This is a genomic window from Pseudoclavibacter terrae (assembly GCF_008831075.1).
Taxonomy (GTDB): domain Bacteria; phylum Actinomycetota; class Actinomycetes; order Actinomycetales; family Microbacteriaceae; genus Pseudoclavibacter; species Pseudoclavibacter terrae.
This window is the reverse complement of the sequence record NZ_WBJX01000001.1, coordinates 195,960-214,952: the sequence shown is the minus strand read 5'-3', so window position 1 is coordinate 214,952 and position 18,993 is coordinate 195,960. Positions and strand designations below refer to the sequence as shown.

16 protein-coding genes are annotated in these 18,993 nt (G+C 68.9%); 10 read left to right on the top strand and 6 right to left on the bottom strand.

Annotated elements, in window-relative coordinates; translation table 11 throughout:
• The first annotated feature begins 29 nt into the window (after positions 1 to 29).
• Positions 30 to 584, top strand: a complete 555-nt coding sequence (locus F8O03_RS01075; protein ID WP_104251578.1) for a TetR/AcrR family transcriptional regulator — start codon at positions 30 to 32, stop codon at positions 582 to 584.
• 296 nt (positions 585 to 880) lie between these two features.
• On the opposite strand, the gene F8O03_RS01070 is transcribed toward F8O03_RS01075, so the two are convergent.
• Entirely contained in the window at positions 881 to 1,921 is a 1,041-nt protein-coding gene (locus tag F8O03_RS01070) for a LacI family DNA-binding transcriptional regulator (RefSeq protein WP_151422013.1), read from the bottom strand.
• A gap of 197 nt (positions 1,922 to 2,118) precedes the next feature.
• Between F8O03_RS01070 and F8O03_RS01065 the strand changes: the two genes are divergently transcribed.
• The 3 genes from F8O03_RS01065 (at position 2,119) to F8O03_RS01055 (ending at position 5,321) form a co-directional block, all read left to right on the top strand.
• The gene (locus F8O03_RS01065) at positions 2,119 to 3,054 is read left to right on the top strand and encodes a dihydrodipicolinate synthase family protein (RefSeq protein ID WP_104286726.1); all 936 of its coding nucleotides are present in this window, start codon (positions 2,119 to 2,121) and stop codon (positions 3,052 to 3,054) included.
• 204 nt (positions 3,055 to 3,258) lie between these two features.
• Complete coding sequence (locus F8O03_RS01060; RefSeq protein ID WP_151422012.1) at positions 3,259 to 4,560, top strand: Nramp family divalent metal transporter; 1,302 nt, start codon at positions 3,259 to 3,261, stop codon at positions 4,558 to 4,560.
• Between the two features lie 188 nt (positions 4,561 to 4,748).
• On the top strand, positions 4,749 to 5,321 hold the full coding sequence (locus F8O03_RS01055; protein WP_151422011.1) for a YdeI/OmpD-associated family protein: 573 nt from the start codon (positions 4,749 to 4,751) through the stop codon (positions 5,319 to 5,321).
• 219 nt (positions 5,322 to 5,540) lie between these two features.
• Here F8O03_RS01055 and thrC read toward each other — a convergent pair whose 3' ends face one another.
• Positions 5,541 to 6,965: a threonine synthase gene (gene thrC / locus F8O03_RS01050; RefSeq protein ID WP_151422010.1), complete on the bottom strand. Its 1,425-nt coding sequence runs from the start codon at positions 6,963 to 6,965 to the stop codon at positions 5,541 to 5,543.
• 61 nt (positions 6,966 to 7,026) lie between these two features.
• Positions 7,027 to 8,517: an amino acid permease gene (locus F8O03_RS01045; RefSeq protein WP_151423058.1), complete on the bottom strand. Its 1,491-nt coding sequence runs from the start codon at positions 8,515 to 8,517 to the stop codon at positions 7,027 to 7,029.
• A 231-nt stretch (positions 8,518 to 8,748) separates the two neighbouring features.
• Between F8O03_RS01045 and F8O03_RS01040 the strand changes: the two genes are divergently transcribed.
• A complete protein-coding gene (locus F8O03_RS01040; protein WP_151422009.1) occupies positions 8,749 to 9,264 on the top strand; it encodes a GyrI-like domain-containing protein in 516 nt (171 codons plus the stop codon).
• A 232-nt stretch (positions 9,265 to 9,496) separates the two neighbouring features.
• Here F8O03_RS01040 and galK read toward each other — a convergent pair whose 3' ends face one another.
• On the bottom strand, positions 9,497 to 10,642 hold the full coding sequence (galK, locus tag F8O03_RS01035) for a galactokinase (protein WP_151423057.1): 1,146 nt from the start codon (positions 10,640 to 10,642) through the stop codon (positions 9,497 to 9,499).
• 14 nt (positions 10,643 to 10,656) lie between these two features.
• Positions 10,657 to 11,787: a galactose-1-phosphate uridylyltransferase gene (gene galT / locus F8O03_RS01030; RefSeq protein WP_244295784.1), complete on the bottom strand. Its 1,131-nt coding sequence runs from the start codon at positions 11,785 to 11,787 to the stop codon at positions 10,657 to 10,659.
• Between the two features lie 71 nt (positions 11,788 to 11,858).
• Between galT and F8O03_RS01025 the strand changes: the two genes are divergently transcribed.
• The 5 genes from F8O03_RS01025 (at position 11,859) to F8O03_RS01005 (ending at position 18,375) form a co-directional block, all read left to right on the top strand.
• Positions 11,859 to 12,662 (top strand): DeoR/GlpR family DNA-binding transcription regulator, encoded by an 804-nt coding sequence (locus tag F8O03_RS01025; protein WP_244295781.1) that lies wholly within the window; start codon positions 11,859 to 11,861, stop codon positions 12,660 to 12,662.
• Between the two features lie 313 nt (positions 12,663 to 12,975).
• On the top strand, positions 12,976 to 15,333 hold the full coding sequence (gene purL / locus F8O03_RS01020; protein WP_151422008.1) for a phosphoribosylformylglycinamidine synthase subunit PurL: 2,358 nt from the start codon (positions 12,976 to 12,978) through the stop codon (positions 15,331 to 15,333).
• Positions 15,334 to 15,346: 13 nt separating this feature from the next.
• Entirely contained in the window at positions 15,347 to 16,501 is a 1,155-nt protein-coding gene (gene zapE, locus F8O03_RS01015) for a cell division protein ZapE (protein WP_244295778.1), read from the top strand.
• 150 nt (positions 16,502 to 16,651) lie between these two features.
• A complete protein-coding gene (locus F8O03_RS01010) occupies positions 16,652 to 18,211 on the top strand; it encodes a sodium-dependent transporter (RefSeq protein ID WP_104251567.1) in 1,560 nt (519 codons plus the stop codon).
• On the top strand, positions 18,208 to 18,375 hold the full coding sequence (locus F8O03_RS01005) for a methionine/alanine import family NSS transporter small subunit (RefSeq protein ID WP_104251566.1): 168 nt from the start codon (positions 18,208 to 18,210) through the stop codon (positions 18,373 to 18,375). The genes F8O03_RS01010 and F8O03_RS01005 overlap by 4 nt, the downstream gene beginning before the upstream one ends.
• An 87-nt stretch (positions 18,376 to 18,462) precedes the next feature.
• Here the strand turns inward: F8O03_RS01005 and F8O03_RS01000 are convergent, their stop codons facing one another.
• Complete coding sequence (locus tag F8O03_RS01000) at positions 18,463 to 18,816, bottom strand: VOC family protein (RefSeq protein WP_151422007.1); 354 nt, start codon at positions 18,814 to 18,816, stop codon at positions 18,463 to 18,465.
• Positions 18,817 to 18,993 lie beyond the last annotated feature (177 nt).

Genomic DNA, 18,993 nt, shown 5'->3' with positions numbered 1-18,993 from the left:
GTACAGTTGGCAACTGTAGGATGTCGGCCATGACCTCCGCCAGAGAGAAGATCCTCGACGCCTACGAGGAGTCCCTGACCACCGTGGGCGTCGCCGCGACCACCCTCGACGCCGTCGCCCGCATCGCGGGCGTCTCCAAGGGCGGGCTCATCTACCACTTCCCCTCGAAGGAGGCGCTGGCGGATGCGCTCATCGAGCGCTTCACCGGCATGGCACGGACAAGCGCGGACCAGCTGCAAGGCGACGCGGCTACGACCGTCCGCCACTTCATCGAGATGAGCAGCTCCGTGGGCGACGAGCTCGACACCGCCTGGCTCGCCGTCATGAACCTCTCCCGCAACGGCAACCAGAGCGCCACCCGCGCCGTGCTCGAACTCGAGCGCTCGTGGCACGACGCGATCCTCGAGTCGACCGGCAGTCCACTCGTCGCCCACATGACCAAGCTCCTCGGCGACGGCCTCTACCATTCGACGTCGTTCGTGAGCGAGTCACGCGAGAGCCTCCCCGAGGCCGCGAAGCTCCTGCCGAGCGACGGGGAGCGCGAGGCGATCATCCGCACGCTCCTCGACCTCCTCGACGAGTAGCGACGTTCACCTGGCCAAGCTGCGGGACAAAACGCATTCGTACGGCACCACGAACGCCACGGGCGCGCATCCATCACGGAAGTTGGCCACAGAGGGCGGGGCCAGAGCACGGGCGCGAGCACCAGGCACGAAGCCCCGGAGCGCCGGTCGACCCAGCCGCCGAGCGGCGGACCTGGCCAACATCAGTGCAGAAGTCGCGCGAACGACGGCCTTACGGGCAGAATGTCGCCATATCGCACTGATGTTGGACAGGGGCGGGCGCAATCGGCAGCCGCGGCGGGGCAACGGCGCCGCGGTCAGCGCGACGGCGGACAGCTGGACGCGCGCGGGATGAGCGTCGGCATCGCGCGCCGGATGACGGGTCCGGCGCCGGGAGTCAGCAGCAGCTCGAGCGCGGTCGTGGCGATCTGGTCGAACGACGTGCGCACCGAGGTGAGCGGCACGGGCAGCGCCTCGGCGAGGGGGACGTCGTTGTAGCCCACAAGCGCGAGGTCGGTGCCGATGCGCAGGCCGTGGCGGTGCGAGGCGGCCATGACGCCGAGGGCGAGGTTGTCGTTCGCGGCGAAGATCGCGGTCGGCGGGGTGTCGGCCCCGTCGAGGATGCGCTCGGCCGCGGCGGCGCCGTGTTCGATGCGGAACCCGTCGCCGGCGATGCGGTGCGGCGGGATCTCTATGCCGGCCTCGCGAGCAGCACGCAGCGCCCCGGCGAGGCGGTCGCGCGCACTCGAGGTGAAGTCGGGGCCGGTGACGAGCGCGATGTCGCGGTGGCCGAGGTCGATGAGGTGGCGCACGGCGAGGTAGCCGCCGACTTCGTCGTCGCCGAGCGAGGACGGGCTCACGCCGTCGGTGCGCAGGACGAGCGCGAGCGGGATGCCGGATTCCTGCAGCGACTGCGGGAAGGAGTCGACGCGTCGAGACGAGGCGATGATGAGCGCATCCACGTTGCGGTCGAGCAGCACCTGTGCGGCGCGCTGCTCGCCTTCGGCGTCGTCGCCGGTGGTCGCCACGACGGCGACGTAGCCGCGTGCGGCCGCCGCGCGCTCGATCGCCTCGTACATGAGCGCCATGACCGTGTCGCTGAGGCGCGGGACGAGCACTCCGATCGTGCTCGTCGAGCCGCGGCGGAGCTGGGACGCGAAGACGTTGCGCCGGTAGCCGAGCTCGTTGGCGATCTCGCGGACGCGCACGGCGGTCGCCGACTGCGACTGCGCGGTGCGCTCGTCGAGGATGCGGCTGACCGTCGAGATGCTGACGCCGGCTTCGGCGGCGACTTCCTTGAGGGTCACGACTCGGCGCTCGCCCGCTGCGGGGGCAACAGCACTGTCGTTTCGCCTCATGCGGAGGAGTGTATCCCGGTCGCTGCCGCCCCTCCGGCAGGAATCCCAGGATTCGGGGGTTGACACCGGGAACGTTTGCATCAAGACTTGCAATCGTTCCCGCAAACGTTTGCAACCCGGCACAAGCAGAAGCAAAAGCTACGCCAGCTCGCAACGCCCGGGACCCACCACCTCAACGATGAGCAAAGGAAGACAAGATGTCGATCGATCTCCGCGGCCTCTCCCCCGCCCCCGTCACCCCCTTCACCGAGGACGGCGCCGTCGACTACGACGCCATCCAGCGCCTCGGGTCCTGGCTCGGCTCCGTCGACGGCGTCAAGAGCCTCGTCGTCCTCGGCCACGCCGGCGAGGGCACGTTCCTCACGCAGACCGAGCAGGCCAAGGTCATCACGGCCTTCCGCGAATCGGTCGACTCCCGCATCCCGATCGTCGCCGGCATCACCCAGGAGGGCAACGCCGTCGCCGCCGAGGAAGCCAAGCGGGCAGTGGATGCCGGCGCGTCCGCCGGCCTCGTGTACCCGTCCCACGGGTGGCTGCGCTTCGGCTACCAGGACGGCGCGCCCCAGACGCGGTACCGGGACATCTACGAGGAGAGCGGACTGCCACTGATCCTCTTCCAGTACCCCGACAACACGAAGGCCAGCTACAACCTCGACACGCAGCTCGAGATCGCCGGCCAGGAGGGTGTCTTCGCGACGAAGAACGGCGTGCGCAACATGCGCCGCTGGTACACCGAGATCCCCGCGCTCCGTGCCGCCTACCCTGAGCTGCAGATCCTCTCCTGCCACGACGAGTACCTGCTGCCCACGATGTTCGATGTCGACGGCCTGCTCGTCGGCTACGGCAACATCGCCCCCGAGGCGCTCGTCGAGCTCATCGAGGCCGGCAAGGCGCACGACTACGACCGGGCGCACGAGATCCACGAGCGCCTGCTTCCCGTCACGAAGAACGTGTACCACCGCGGCTCCCACATGGAGGGCACGGTCGCCCTCAAGTGGGGTCTCGTGCACCGCGGCATCCTCGACCACGCCACCGTCCGCACCCCGCTCCTGCCACTCGCGGACGGCGCGGACCGCGAGATCGCGGAAGCGTTCGCCCTCGCAGGGCTCGACCGCGTGACGGTCGCCTCCTAGCAGAGAGGGGCGGCGACAACAGCGTCGCTGCCCCATACGCTTGACGTCGACTGCTCGACGATCGACGACACACGCCGCCACGCACACCACGGAAGCGGCACCGGTCCCGCCGGTTCCCCCAACCTGCGCGACCCCCAAGTCAATGACGACTTCGCGGCCGGATGCCCCGCATCCGACCAGCCGCACTCCACGAAGGAGACCCCCATGGGCGACACCCGCCTCCACTCGACGCCGGGCACCGGCCACGCACGCATCTCGACCGAAGCAGTCCGCACGATCGTCGAATCCCGCCGCACTCGCCGCCGCTTCTGGCAGCAGCTGGCGCTCATCGGCCCCGCCTTCGTCGCGGGCGCCTGGCAGTTCGGGCCTGGCAACCTCACCACCGCCGTCCAGGCGGGAAGCTCGTACCAGTACACGCTCATCTGGGTCATCGCCGTCTCGACGGTGCTCATGATCTTCCTCACCGACATGAGCGTGCGCCTCGGCATCAAGTCGCCGGTATCGCTCATCGCCTCCATCAAGGACCACCTGGGCAAGCCGCTCGGGGTCGTCGCCGGCGTCGGCGTCTTCCTCATCACGCTCTGCTTCTCCGTCGGCAACGCGGTCGGCTCCGGCCTCGGACTGTCGATGCTCGTCGAGGGCTCGTCGCCCGTCATGTGGACCGCCATCTGCACCCTCGGCGTCGCGGCCGTGCTGTTCATCCGCAGCATCTACAACGTCATCGAGAAGGTGCTCATCGGCATCGTCGCCCTCATGGCGATCTGCTTCGTCGTGAGCGCGTTCGTCGTGAACCCCGACTGGGCGGAGGCGGGCCGCGGGCTCATCCCGACCGCACCAGAAGGCTCCTGGCTGCTCATCGTCGCGCTCGTCGGCACGAACTTCTCCATCAACGCCGCCTTCTACACCTCGTACGGCACGAAGGAGCGCGGCCGCACGGAGGAGGACTACCGCGACGTCACGCTCGTCGACACGATCCCCGGCATCATCGCCCCAGGCATCATGACGGGCCTCGTCATCGTCGTCGCGGCGGGCGCACTCGGCAAGACTGCAGAGACCGCGACCTCGATCACCGGTCTGGCGGCGATCTTCGAACCGCTCGCGGGCCCCGTCGGCGGCTTCATCTTCGCCCTCGGGTTCGCGGGAGCAGCGTTCTCCTCCATGATCCCCAACGCGATCGCCGGCGGCACGATGCTGTCCGACGCGTTCGGCAGGGGCGCATCCGCGAACACCATCACGGCCCGCGTCACCAGCGGCTTCATCCTCGCCTTCGGCCTGGCAGTGACGCTCATCTTCCAGACCTCGCCCGTCGAGCTCATCGTGCTCGCCCAGGCCCTCACCATCCTCGTCGCGCCCATCCTGGCCGCGCTCATCATCGTCATGGCGAACCGCCGCTCCCTCATGGGCGAGATGCGCAACAAGTGGTGGCAGAACGCGTTCGGCGTCCTCGGCCTGGCCGCGGTACTCGCGCTCTCCGTGCGGCTGCTCATGAGCTTCATCGCCGGGTAGGCGAGGCCTCGGCACCTCGGCGGCTTGGGCCGACGATCATGGCCCGTGCTCAGCTCTCTGCTGGGCGCGGGCCCTGACCGATTTGCGTGATGAAACGGGCCAGGATGCGTTCCCGGTGGTCGGTGGAGCGCATCCATCACGGAAGTTGGACAGCGCCAGCCGGACCGACGGCCTCCTAGGATGACGGCATGGTGAGCTTTGCCGACAAACCCATCCACGACTTCACGCTCGAGCAGTGGGAGGCGTTCCTCGCGGCAAGCCCAGACGACGGCGGCGTGCGGCTGAAGCTGCGCAAGAAGCTCTCGAAGGCGCCGGGCATCACCTGGCAGGAGGCGCTCGAGGAGGCGCTCTGCTACGGGTGGATCGACGGCCAGTCGGCGCGGTTCGACGACGACTACACGCTGCAGGCGTTCACTCCACGGCGGAAGAACAGCCCGTGGTCGCAGATCAACGTCGGGCACGTTGCCCGCCTCATCGAGGAGGGGCGCATGCAGCCGGGCGGCCTCGCGGAGATCGAGCGGGCGAAGGCCGACGGCCGTTGGGACGCCGCCTACCGAGTCAAGGACGCGGTTGTTCCGGCCGACCTGCAGGCGGCACTCGACGCGAACCCAGCCGCCCTCGCCTTCTTCGAGGCGATGAAGAAGCAGGAGCGCTTCCAGGTCATCTTCCGCATCACCGGCATCAAGACGCCAGCCATCCGGGCCGCGCGCATCCAGGACGTCGTCGAGAAGGCAGCCCGCGGGGAGCATCACTACAAGTAGGTGCCCGCGCCGAAGGCGAGTCCCGGCATAGTCCGGCTTAGACATGCGAGAGATGCAGGCTCCCGGCAACAGAAGCATGCATCTGCCCCACGTTTGCTGCCGCCGGCCTACGCCATCAGTCGACCCCGAGACAGACATGCGAGAGATGCAGGCTCCCGGCAACAGAAGCATGCATCTCTCGCATGTTTGCGGCCGGCTGCGCGCCGGCGGATGAAGCGGCTAGCGGAGCACGCGCTCCGCGATGAAGTCGCGCAGGAGCTGCTCGTCGTCGTCGAGCTCGACGACCCGCTGGGGGGCGTCGAGGAGAGCCTGCGTCTCTGCATCCACGTCGACGGGCGAGCCGAGCGCCTCGGAGATCGTGTCGGCGAACTTCTGCGGCTTCGCGGTCTCGAGCACGAGCATGGGGACGCCGTCCTCGAGGTGCTCACGCGCGACCTTCACGCCGTCGGCCGTGTGCGGGTCGATGGTGACACCGGATGCGTCGTGCACGCCGCGGATCGTCGCGAGACGGTCGGCGTGGGTGCTCGTTCCGCTGACGATGCCGAAGAGCGGCTCGAACGTGTGCTGCGCCACCGACAGGTCGATCTCGCCCGTCTCGGCCAGCTCGCTCCACGCGGCCGCCGTGCGTCCGCCGTCGCGACCGAGGAGCTCGAACACGAAGCGCTCAAGGTTCGACGCGCGCGACACATCCATCGACGGGCTCGACGTGGCAAGCGTGTTCTCGGCGTTGCGCGGGCGGTAGAAGCCCGTGCGGAAGAACTCGTCGAGCACGTTGTTCTCGTTGACGGCGAGCACGAGCTTGCGAACGGGCAGGCCCATGAGCTTCGCGTACAGGCCGGAGAGGATGTTGCCGAAGTTGCCGGACGGCACCGCGAACGACACCTCGAAGCCGTCTCGAGCATCCGCCGACAGCTCGTCGGTCGCCCGCAGCCACGCCCACACGTAGTAGGCGATCTGGGCCGAGATGCGACCGAAGTTGATGGAGTTGACGGCGCCGATGTTGTTGCCGCGCTTGAAGTCGATGTCCTCCGCGAGGCGCTTCACGAGGTTCTGGCAGTCGTCGAAGACGCCCTTGACGGCGATGTTGTGCACGTTCTCGTCCTGCAGCGAGTACATCTGCGCGCGCTGGAACGCGCTCATGCGGCCCTGCGGGGAGAGCATGAAGACGGAGACGCGCTCGCGTCCGCGCAGCGCGTGCTCCGCGGCCGAGCCGGTGTCGCCAGAGGTCGCGCCGAGCACGTTGAGCACGCGGTCGCGTTTGGCGAGCACGTAGTCGAGCGTCTGGCCCAGGTACTGCATGGCCATGTCCTTGAACGCGAGCGTCGGCCCCTCGGACAGGCCCACGAGCGTGAGCTGCGCGTCCAGCTTCTGCAGCGGCACGACGTCCTCGGAGGCGAAGCGTCCCCCGCCATACGCGTGCGCCGTCAGCTGCTCGAGGTCGTCGCGCGGGATGTCGGTCGCGAACAGCGCGAGCACCTCGGTCGCGAGGCCCGCGTAGTCGAGCGGCCGCCACCGCTCGAGGTCGTCGTTCGTGAACTGCGGCAGCAGCTCCGGAACGGCGAGCCCGCCGTTTGGGGCGAGGCCCTCGAGAAGAACGTCGGAGTATGCGCCGAGCGTGCCGCCGCGTGTTGAGATGAATTGCAAGATCTGGCGCCTCAGTCGTCTGTCGTGCCGGGAGTGTGCGCCCCCATCGTATCGGGGCGGGTCAGTTGCGCGGGGTGCCCTTGACTTGCGGCGTAGGCCCGCCGGCCTGCACCTCCACTGCTCGCGTCTCGTCGACGAGGTCGGCGCGGCGCTTGCCGGCCGTGCCGACGGCGAACTGGTAGGCGACGAGCAGCAGCGCCAACCAGACGGCTCCGACCACGAGGGCGACACGCGTGTTCTCGAACCAGCCGAGCACCCCGAGCACGAACACGAGGAACCCGAGGGTCGCCCACGAGGCGTAGGGCCACAGCGGCACGGGGAACTCGGATGCGCTGCGCCCGCCGCGCGCGATGTCCCGCTTCATCGCGATGTGCGAGCAGACGATCATGATCCACACCCACACCGTCGCGAACGTCGCGATGGACGCGATCACGAGGAACACGTCCTCGGGGATCACCGCGTTCATCCACGCGCCGACCGCGAGCGCCGCGACCATCAGCGCGACCGTCGCCCACGGCACTCCGTTCCTCGAGACGCGCAGGAACACGCGCGGCGCCTGCCCCTGTTCGGCGAGGCCGTAGATCATGCGGCCGGCCCCGAACACGTCCGAGTTGATGGCCGAGAGTGCCGCCGTGATGACCACGAAGTTCAGGATGTGCGGGGCCGCGGGGATCCCGAGGCCGTCGAAGATCGAGACGAACGGGCTCGCGTCTCCCGTGATCGTGTTCCACGGCGCGAGCATCATGATGACCGCGAGCGCGCCCACGTAGAAGAGGAGGATGCGCAGCGGCACGCTGTTGATGGCCTTCGGGATGACGCGCTTCGGGTCCTGCGCTTCACCCGCCGTGATGCCGATGATCTCGATGCCGCCGAACGCGAAGACCACGATCGCGAAGGAGGCGATGAGGCCCTCGACGCCCATCGGGAAGAATCCGCCGGTCGCGGGGTTGAAGAGCGCGCCGATGCCGGATGCGTCCGGTGACTGGTTGCTGAAGCCGAAGATGATGATCGCGATGCCGCCGGCGATCATCGCGATGATCGCCGTGACCTTCACGAGGGCGAGCCAGAACTCGAGCTCCCCGAACGCGCGCACGCCCAGCAGGTTAATGGCGGCGATGAAGAGGATGACAGCCACGATCCAGACCCAGCGGGCCACGTCCGGGTACCAGAAGCCCATGTAGACGCCGAAGGCGGTGACGTCGGCGATCGCGACGACGATCATCTCGAACGCGTACGTCCAACCCGTGATGAAGCCCCAGCGCGCGCCGAGGTAGCGGTTCGCGAACTGCCCGAACGACCCCGTCACCGGGTGACGCACGGTCATCTCGCCGAGCGCCCGCATCACCATGAAGACGGCGGCGCCCGCGATCATGTAGGCGAGCAGCACGGCGGGGCCTGCTGCCTGGATCGCGGCGGACGAGCCGTAGAAGAGGCCGGTTCCGATCGCCGAGCCGAGCGCCATGAAGCGGATGTGCCGGGCCGTGAGTGCCCGCGCGAGGGGCCGCTTCTGCGTCGCCCCGGTGTCGATGCCGGTGTTCTCGACGGTGTCCATGCGCAGCTCGTGTCTCTCGTGGTTCAGGTGGCGCATCCACCGACCGTCTCCTGCGCCGGCGCGCCACCTGCGCGATCGTAGCGCCTCGGCCGCGCACCGAGCGCGTCGAGCTTCGGTCCCTGTGGAGAAGTTCCCGCGAGTACGCCGAACCTGGCGTTCGCACACGGCTGCTTGCCCTAGGTTGGCGTCAAGCATCTGCCCCCGCCTGCGCGGGACGTCGAGGAGGACACCATGCCAGAGACACTTCCGCTTCCCGAATCGCCCCGTCAGGGCGTCGAGCGCTTCGAGCTGGCCGCCGTCCCCCTCGCGGTCGCGCGCTACGACAACGTCAGCATGGGCGACCTGCGCACGCTCTTCGACACGACGTTCCAGGCGATGGGGGCCGCGATCGGCGCCGACAAGGTGCATCCGGCGGGGCCCGCGCTGGCGGTCTACCACGGCGACCCATCGCAGACCTTCGATGTGGAGATCGGCTTCCCCGTCTCGGAGTCGGTGCGGGAGAAGATCATCGTCGGCGACATCGCCATCCAGAATTCGTGGTTGCCCGCCGGTCCGGCGGCCGGCGCCACGCACCTCGGCTCGTTCGACGGCCTCGGCGAATCGTGGGGTCGCCTCATGCAGGACGTGCAGGACTCGGGCGACGCCCCCGGATCGATGGTCGAGATCTACGTCACCGAGCCGAACCCCGACATGAACCCCGACGATCTGCGCACCGACCTCATCGTGTCGCTCGCCCCGCGCGAGTAGCAGCGGGCGCCCGAGCCGCAGACCTGGGCCGCGCGCATCCGCTTTCCGGCGAGCGGATGCGCGAGCCCGACGTCTGCTCCGAGAAGTCCCGGCACGCGCGCAGACCTGTGGCAAGCGCATCCGCCGGACTTGGAGCGGATGCGCGAGGCCGGGGTCTGGCACGGGGCGCGGGCCGAGCGGCTGGGCGGAGACCAAGCAGCTCAGCAGAGAGCAGGCCGCGCCGCGGCGCGAGTCACGTCCGGCCGGCGCCCTGGGACGGGAGCACCTCGAACGTCGCCGGCTCCGTGAACCCCGCGGCGGCAAAGGCCTCGTGGATGCTGCGCGAGATCGAGGCAAGCTCGCCGCATTCCACGAGCGCGATCGCCGCTCCCCCGAAGCCGCCGCCCGTCATGCGTGAGCCGATGGCCCCTGCAGCGACGGCCGTCGATACGGCCAGGTCGAGCTCCGGCACGGAGATCTCGAAATCGTCGCGCATCGATGTGTGCGACTCGGCGAGCAGCGGGCCGATGCTGCGCGGGCCGCTGCCGCGGAGCGCATCCACGACGGCGAGCACCCGGGCGTTCTCGGTGACGATGTGCCGAACGCGGCGGAAGGTCTCCTCGTCGAGCAACTGCTCGGCGCGCTCCAGGTCGCCGACGGACACATCGCGCAGCGACGATACGCCCAGGCCGGCAGCCCCGCGCTCGCAGGACGCGCGCCGTTCGGCGTAGCCGCCGTTGGCGTGGGCATGCTCGACGCGGGTGTCGATGACAAGCACCGCGAGCCCCTGTGCTTCGAACGCGAGCGGCACGATCGTCGACTCGAGCGAGCGGCAGTCGAGCAGCACACCCGAGTCGCGCTGGCCGAGCAGGACGGCCGACTGGTCCATGATCCCCGTGGGAGCTCCGACTGCCTCGTTCTCGGCAAGGCGCCCGACGCGGGCGAGCGTGCGCCGGTCCAGCCCAAGACCCCACAGTTCGTCGATCGCGACAGCCACGGCACCCTCCAGGGCGGCGGATGAGGACAGTCCCGCTCCGAGCGGCACGTCCGACTCGACGTGCAGGTCCAGTCCCAGTACCTCGCTGAGGTCGGCGCCCAGCTGGCCTGCCGCCCAGATGACCCCGAATGCGTACGCGGACCAGCCTGCGAGCACATCCGGCGCCAGATCGTCGATCCCGATCTCTTCGACACCGTCCCGCAGTCCGCTCGAGACCCGCACGAGCCGGTCATCACGTTGCCTCGCGGCGACCACCGTGTGCCGGTTGATCGCGAAGGGGAACACGAACCCCTCGTTGTAGTCGGTGTGCTCGCCGATGAGGTTCACTCGTCCCGGCGACGACCAGAGGCCGTCCGGCGAACCGCCGTGGATGCGCGCGAACGCATCCGTCGCCGCCGTCACCAGCTCTGGCCGGGTCACGCCGCGTCCACCTTCGCGAGGGCCGCGCGCAGGAGACCGGCCGTTGCTTCCGGCGGGACGTCGCCGATGAAGGCGCCCATCGCCGACTCGGAACCGGCGAGGAACTTGAGCTTGTCCTCCGCGCGGCGAGGCGAGGTGATCTGCAGCATGAGCCTGATGTCATTCCGATGCACGTTGACGGGCGCCTGGTGCCAGGCGGCGATGTAGGGGGTCGGGGTGTCGTAGATCGCGTCGAGGGCGCGCAGCACGCGGCGGTACTCGCGGGCGATCTCGTCGCGCTCCTCCGGCTTCGTCTCGGCGAGGTCGGCGACGTGGCGGTGCGGGAGCATGTGCACCTCGAGTGGCCACCGCGCGGCGAACGGCACGAAGAACGTGACGTGCTCGCCGCGGATGAGCACCCGTTCGGAGGCCTGCTCGAAGTCGAGGATGTCCTGGAAGAGCGTCGGCCCGTACTTCTCGACAGAGCGGATGAGCGCAGCGGTGCGCGGCGTGACGTAGGGGTACGAGTAGATCTGGCCGTGCGGGTGGTGCAGCGTGACGCCGATGTCCTTGCCGCGGTTCTCGAACGGGAAGACCTGCTGCACGCCGGGCAGCTGCGAGAGCGCGGCGGTGCGGTCCGCCCATGCCTCGACGACCGTGCGAGCGCGCGAGAGGGAGAGCGACGCGAACGACCCCTCCGATTCCGGGCTGAAGCAGACGACCTCGCACCGGCCGATCGACGGCTTCGTGCGGCCGAGGCCGAGGGATGCGAGCTCCTCGAGCTCGCCCTCGGGGCTGAAGCCGTCGCCGGCGAGCGTCGGGCCGAACGATGGCGACTTGTTCTCGAACACGGCCACGTCGTAGGTGCTCGGCACCTCGGTGAGGTTCGCCGGACTCGATGGCGCCAGGGGGTCGAGGTGCTTGGGCGGCAGCATGACGCGGTTCTGGCGCGCCGCGGCGATCGAGATCCACTCACCGGTGAGCGGGTCCTGGCGCATCTCGGCGACCGGTGGACGATCGGCGGGGATGCGACTGTCGAGCGCGCGCTCGGGGTCGAGGGTCGTGTCGGCGTCGTCGAAGTAGATGAGCTCGCGACCGTCGGAGAGCAGCGTCTCGCGCTTGACGATGTTGTTGGTGAGGGAGTGCACGCTCCGATTACGCCACTTTCGTTTTCGAAAGTCAAGTGTCAATCCGCTTGCGAAGGCGTAAGCTCTAGATCGTGGTGAACAACGACTCGACCCCAGACCGCCCCGCGGAGGCACGCAGAGCCGACGTGGTCGCGCTCGTCAAACGTACCGGCTTCGCCAGGGTCGCGGACCTGAGCCGCGAGCTCGGCGTCTCGGAGGTCACGGTTCGCTCGGACCTCACCGCGCTCGAGCGAGCGGGGATCCTCGGGCGGGTCCACGGCGGTGCGATCTTCGGCCACGGGCCCGCCGGCCTCGAGACCTCCTTCGAGACCGCCCAGCAGAGCGCCGCCGACGAGAAGCGCCGCATCGGCACCACCGCGGCGGCCCTCGTCACGAGCGGCTCCAGCGTGCTCCTCGACGTCGGGACGACCACCACGGCCGTCGCCGAGGCCCTGCTCGCGCGGGACGATCTCGACGACGTCGTCATCATCACCAACGGCCTGTCCATCGCGCTCGCCCTCGAGTCGGCCATCCCCCGCTTCACGGTCGTCGTGACCGGCGGCACCCTGCGCCCGCTGCAGCACTCGCTTGTCGCACCGTACGCATCCGCGATGCTCGAGCGCATCCACACCGACCTCGCCATCATCGGGTGCACGGGTGTGCAGGTCGGCGCGGGCGTCACCAACGTGAACCTGCCGGAGTCCGAGCTCAAGCGCGCGATGCTGCGCACCGCCGACCGCTCTGTCGTGGTCGCCGACGCCAGCAAGCTCGGCCGAGCACACGTCGGTGTCATCGGCGGCCTCGACGAGTTCGAGACGGTCATCACGGGCGCAGAGGCAGACCCTGTTGAGGTCGCGGCGCTTCGCGCGGCGGGCTGCGACGTGCGGCTGGTCTAGCAGCCCCGCGCCGGGCCGGTCGGCACCGCACCCCGTGCGCGTCAACTCTGGTGCCGCCCGTGGCTGTCCAACATCAGTGCGATATCGGCCGTTTCAGACCCCCAGACGCCAGATACGGCAGATATCGCACTGATCTTGGTCAGAGCGGTTCCGCCCGAACAGACCTCGCGAGCGCGCGTGGCCAGCGCCGGACAGAACCCGCCCCCGCGCCCATCCACAGCCCTTCGCGCGGGCGCCCGCGGACGCCGTAGACTCGTCCGGTGCGGACACGCCCCGACTTCTCCGCATCGCGCCGCCAGAAGGAGCCTCGCCAGTGAGCAGCCAGACCACCCACGTCCCGGACACCGTCGACAACGCGAAGGCGACTCCCGAGAAGGAGCAGCCGTACGGCGCCCTCGGGCTGAAGCCTGACGAGTACGACAAGATCCGCGAGATCCTCGGCCGCCGCCCCACGTCGGGCGAGCTGGCCATGTACTCGGTCATGTGGTCGGAGCACTGCTCCTACAAGTCCTCGAAGAACTACCTGCGCCAGTTCGGCCAGAAGGTCTCCGACGAGATGAAGAAGAACCTCATGGTCGGCATGGGCGAGAACGCTGGCGTCATCGACGCCGGCGAGGGCTGGGCGGTGACCTTCAAGGTCGAGTCGCACAACCACCCCTCCTACATCGAGCCGTTCCAGGGCGCCGCGACCGGCGTCGGCGGCATCGTCCGCGACATCATCTCGATGGGTGCCCGCCCGGTCGCGGTCATGGATGCGCTGCGCTTCGGCGCCATCGACGAGGCCGACACTGCGCGGGTCGTGCACGGCGTCACGAGCGGCATCTCCTTCTACGGCAACTGCCTCGGCCTGCCGAACATCGGCGGCGAGACCTGGTTCGACAGCGTCTACCAGGCGAACCCGCTCGTCAACGCCCTCGCGGTCGGCGTGCTCCGCCACGAGGACCTGCACCTCGCCAACGCGCGCGGCGCCGGCAACAAGGTCGTGCTGTTCGGTGCTCGCACGGGTGGCGACGGCATCGGCGGTGCCTCCATCCTCGCCTCCGACTCGTTCGACGAGAAGGGCCCCACGAAGCGCCCCGCAGTCCAGGTCGGCGACCCGTTCGCCGAGAAGGTGCTCATCGAGTGCTGCCTCGAGCTGTTCCGCGAGAAGGTCGTCGAAGGTATCCAGGACCTCGGCGCCGCCGGCATCTCCTGCGCAACCAGCGAGCTCGCAGCGGCCGGCGACGGCGGCATGTACATCGAGCTCGACAAGGTGCTGCTGCGCGACCCGAACCTCACGGCTGAGGAGATTCTCATGTCGGAGAGCCAGGAGCGCATGATGGCGGTCGTGGCGCCAGACAAGCTCGACGCGTTCATGGCGATCGTCGACAAGTGGGACGTCGAGACGAGCGTGCTCGGCGAGGTCACCGACACCGGTCGCCTCGTGATCAACTGGCGCGGCGTCGAGATCGTGAACGTCGACCCGCGCACCGTCGCGATCGACGGCCCCGTCTACGACCGCCCCGTCGCCTACCCGACGTGGATCGACGCGCTCCAGGCCGACTCCGCATCCGCGCTCCCCCGCCCCCAGTCGGGCGAGGAGCTCCGCGAGCAGCTGCTCGCCCTCATCTCGTCCGCGAACCTCGCGAACCCCGAGTGGATCACGCAGCAGTACGACCGCTACGTGCTCGGCAACACCGCCTTCGGTACGCCGGAGGACGCGGGCATGGTGCGCATCGACGAGGAGTCCGGGCTCGGGTTCGCGATCAGCCTCGACGCCAATGGCCGCTACGCGCAGCTCGACCCGTCCGCCGGCGCCAAGCTCGCGCTCGCCGAGGCCTACCGCAACGTCGCAGCCACGGGCGCACGCCCGGCCGCCGTCTCCGACTGCCTCAACTTCGGCAGCCCCGAGAACCCCGAGGTCATGTGGCAGTTCGCGCAGGCCGTCGAGGGCCTCGCCGACGCCTGCCTCGAGCTGGGCATCCCCGTCACGGGCGGCAACGTGTCGTTCTACAACCAGACCGGTGATGTGCCCATCCACCCGACGCCCGTCGTCGCGGTGCTCGGCCTCATCGACGACGTGGCCCGCCGCGTCCCGTCCGGCTGGCAGGAGGAGGGCGACAACCTCTACCTCCTCGGCACGACCCTCGAAGAGCTGTCCGGCTCCGTCTGGGCGGACGTCGTGCACGGCCACCTCGGCGGCCTGCCCCCGCAGGTGAACCTCGAGCGCGAGAAGGCGCTCGCCGACCTCGTCATCGGCGCCGGCCAGCAGGGCCTCCTCACCTCGGCGCACGACCTCTCCGAGGGTGGCCTCGCAGCGGCGATCGTCGAGTCGTCGACCCGCTTCGGCGTCGGCGCGCGCATCGTGCTCGACGGCCTCATGCAGAAGGAGGGGGTGGATGCGGCTACCGCGCTCTTCAGCGAATCGGCGGGACGCATCCTCGTCTCCGTCCCGCACGACGACGACGTGCGCTTCCAGGCGATGTGCGAGGCGCGTGACTTCCCCGTCACCCGTGTCGGCGTGAGCGACGGCATGGGTGCCGACGCGAAGCTCGAAGTGCAGGGCCTCTTCGAGTTCACGCTCGCCGAGCTCTCCGAGGCGCGCGGCGCGACGTTGCCGAAGCGCTTTGGCGACGTCGTCGGGCCGAACTCCGCGCCGATCTCCGCCGCCGTCGCGGCCGCGATCTCCTAAGGACCGCCGCGCTGTGAGTCTCGGGATGGGTTCCTCGCTTCGGGATGGGTTGTTTCCCGTCCCGAAGCGAGAAACCCATCCCGAAACTGTCGAGGCGGCCGAGGTCTTCGCGAGCATCCTTGCGTCAGCCACGTCCGCGGGCTTCGCGCTCGACGACGGGCAGCGGATGGTCGCCGTGCGGCTCGCAGGCCTCGGCGCGCAGATCGTCGGGCGCGAGACTGTCGCCGGCGCCGAAGCGGATGCCGACGCCAACGCCGATCACGCCACCGCAGTCGCAGAGGCGTCCGATGCTCCCCGTGGCCTCTATCTCTGGGGGCCAGCCGGCCGCGGCAAGTCGTGGCTCCTCGACGCGTTCTACGATGCCGTCCCGATGGAGCGGAAGCTGCGCGTGCACTTCCACTCGTTCTTCAACGAGCTGCACTCGCGCATCTTCGCGAACCGGGGCTCGGACGCCGTCTTCTCGAATGCGGTGGAAGAGCTCATCGGCGATGCTCGCCTGCTGCTGTTCGACGAGTTCCATGTGCACGACCCCGGGCATGCCACGCTGCTCACCGGTCTGCTGCGTTTCGCCCTCGAGCGCGACATCACGGTCGTCGCGACCTCGAACTACCCGCCGCAGGGTCTCCTCCCGAGCCCCGTCTACCACCACATCTTCGAACCCGGCATCGAGGTCATCGAGCGTGAGCTCGACGTCGTCGAGCTTCCGGGGGAGGTCGACTACCGCCGCTCGCGAGTCGAAACGGTCGAGCGCCGCGGATTCGCGACCGGCTCGTGGCGACACGTGCCCAGCGCATCCGCATCCGAGCGGCCGTCGCCGGCCGAGGCGACGTCGCTCGACCTCGGCGGGCGCACCTTTGAGGTGACGGCCGTGCGCGGCCGCGAGCTGTGGGCGACGTTCGCGGAGCTGTTCGTCGTGAAGACGTCGTCGCTCGAGTACCTGCAGTGGGCGCGCGACTTCGACACGTGGCACGTGCTCGACGTGCCCCTGCTCGCATCCGTCGGTCGCGACCCGCAGCAGCGCTTCGTGAACGCCGTCGACGTGCTCGTCGACTACGACATCGAAGCGCACTTCCACGCGGATGCGGCGTTCGACGAGTTCGTCGCCGCCGCGGCGGGCCGCGCAGATGCGTTCCGCATGGTCAGCCGCCTCCACCTCCTGGAGCGCTGACGCCCGACATTCGGCCGACGCGGCCCCGTCGCGAATCACGATTCGATGCCAGGCATGCGAGGTGCACCTCGCATTCACTAGGCTCGTCGGGCAAGCAGAGCGCTTGTCGTCGCAGGCGCACCCGCTCACGACGCTCTTGGGGGATTCTCAATGACGACATCCACAACAACCGAGGTCAAGCCTCGCGAGCAATGGACCGGCCAGACCGGGTTCATCCTCGCCGCCATCGGTTCCGCCGTCGGCCTCGGCAATATCTGGCGCTTCCCTGGGGTCGCGTATGAGAACGGCGGGGGCGCGTTCCTCATCCCGTACCTCGTCGCACTCATCACCGCGGGCATCCCGATCCTCTTCCTCGACTACGCGATCGGGCACCGGATGCGCGGGGCCGCACCGACCGCCTTCCGTCGCGTCGCGAAGTGGATGGAGAGCCTCGGCTGGTTCCAGGTGTTCATCTGCTTCGTGATCGGCCTGTACTACACGGCGATCATCGCCTGGGCGCTGAGCTTCTTCGTGCTCTCGTTCAACCTCGGCTGGGGCGACGACCCGGCCGCGTTCTTCACCGGTGACTTCCTGCAGCTCAGCGACCCCGGCGTCTCGATGCAGTTCGTGCCCTCGGTCCTGATCCCGCTCGTCGCCGTCTGGGGAGTGACGATCTTCGTGCTCGCGGCGGGTATCGCGAAGGGTGTCGAACGCACGAACTTCATCTTCCTGCCGCTGCTGCTCATCTCGTTCCTCATCCTCGTGGTCCGCGCGCTCTTCCTGGACGGTGCCGCGGATGGGCTCAACGCGCTGTTCACGCCCGACTGGGTCGCGCTCGGCGACCCGAGCGTGTGGATCGCCGCGTACAGCCAGATCTTCTTCTCGCTGTCCATCGCCTACGGCATCATGGTCACCTACTCGTCCTACCGGAACCGTCGCTCGAACATGACGTCACCCGGACTCGTCGTCGCCTTCTCGAACTCGTCGTTCGAGATCCTGGCGGGCATCGGCGTCTTCGCGACGCTCGGATTCATGGCGCACCAGCAGAACGTCGCGGTGGGCGAGCTGGAGGGGCTGACCGGCCCCATTCTGTCGTTCGTGACCTTCCCCGCCATCATCTCGGAGATGCCCGGGGGGCAGATCTTCGGGGCGCTGTTCTTCGGGTCGCTCGTCATGGCGGGATTCACGTCCCTGCTGTCGATCCTGCAGGTCGTCTCGTCAGCCTTCCAGGACAAGTTCGGCTGGTCGCCCCGCAAGGCGGCGGTCATCCTCGGCAGCGTGAGCGCCGTCATCTCGATCCTCCTCTTCTCGACGACGACGGGCCTCATCGCCCTGGACACGGTCGACATGTGGACGAACAACATCGGCATCATCGCGTCCGCCATCGCAACCTGCGTCGGCGTCATCTGGGTCGCCCGCCGCGGCGAGGAGATGCGCCTGCATCTCAACTCCGTGTCGACGTTCCAGGTCGGCAAGTGGTGGCTCGTGCTGACCGGAATCATCGCGCCGGTCGTGCTCACGTACATGCTCATCGAGCAGATCAGGACGCTCATCGTCGACGGCTACGAGGGGTACCCGCTCTGGTACATCGGCGTCTTCGGCTGGGGCGCGGTGCTCGTCATGCTGCTCGCGAGCGCGCTCATGACGTTGATCCGCTGGCGCAACAGCCCAGACAAGTTCACCGCCTGGCCGACGTCGGCTGAGCTGCGCGAGAAGGAGACGGTCCGATGACCCCAGAAGCCATCACGATGCTCATCGTCGCGATCGGGATCGTGTGGGGCGGATGCGCAGCCTCCGTCATCGCGCTCCGTCGGCACCCGGAACGCGCCGACTACCCGGCGGGTGGTCACGACGACGGCCGAGCGGAGCACGCCCCGGTCACACACGACACCTGATCGGCGAACCTCGGTTCGTCTCAGCACCGACGGAACCCCGCCCGCGAGTCTCTCGCGGGCGGGGTTCTCCTTGCACGATCGCGCCGCTCAGCCCTGCGCTCTGCGCTCCCAGACACCGAAGCGGTTGCCGAGCGGATCGCGCAGGTGCGCGAACTTGATGGTGCCGTTGTCCACTAGCGGGATGACGGTCTCCGCACCGTTGGCAGCCGCCTGCTCGAGCTTCGCCTCGATGTGGTCGACCTCGACGTAGAAGACCGCCCAGCTGCCCCCGCCGACGGCGTTCGAATCCCAGAGCCCGCCGCCGTTGCCGGCGCCGTCGACCATCCCGTAGCCACCCGGCTCGAGCGAGCCGAACGTCCAGCCGAAGGTGTCGCCGTAGAAGGCCTTCACGGCCTCCGGATCGGTGGTGCCGATCTCGAAGTAGTTCACGTTGTCCGACATGGTCGTTGTCCTCTCGTTCGGATCCACCGCCGCGCCCCTGCGCCGCGGAGCCGGCCTCGTGCGCCGGTGAACCGATCGTGAGGTCTCACACAGTGTGAGAGTCAAGCGATGCGCTCGGCGGGTGCGCGCACGCAGCGCCGCGAGTCGCCTCAAACGGGCGTCAAGGCGCCGTGATAG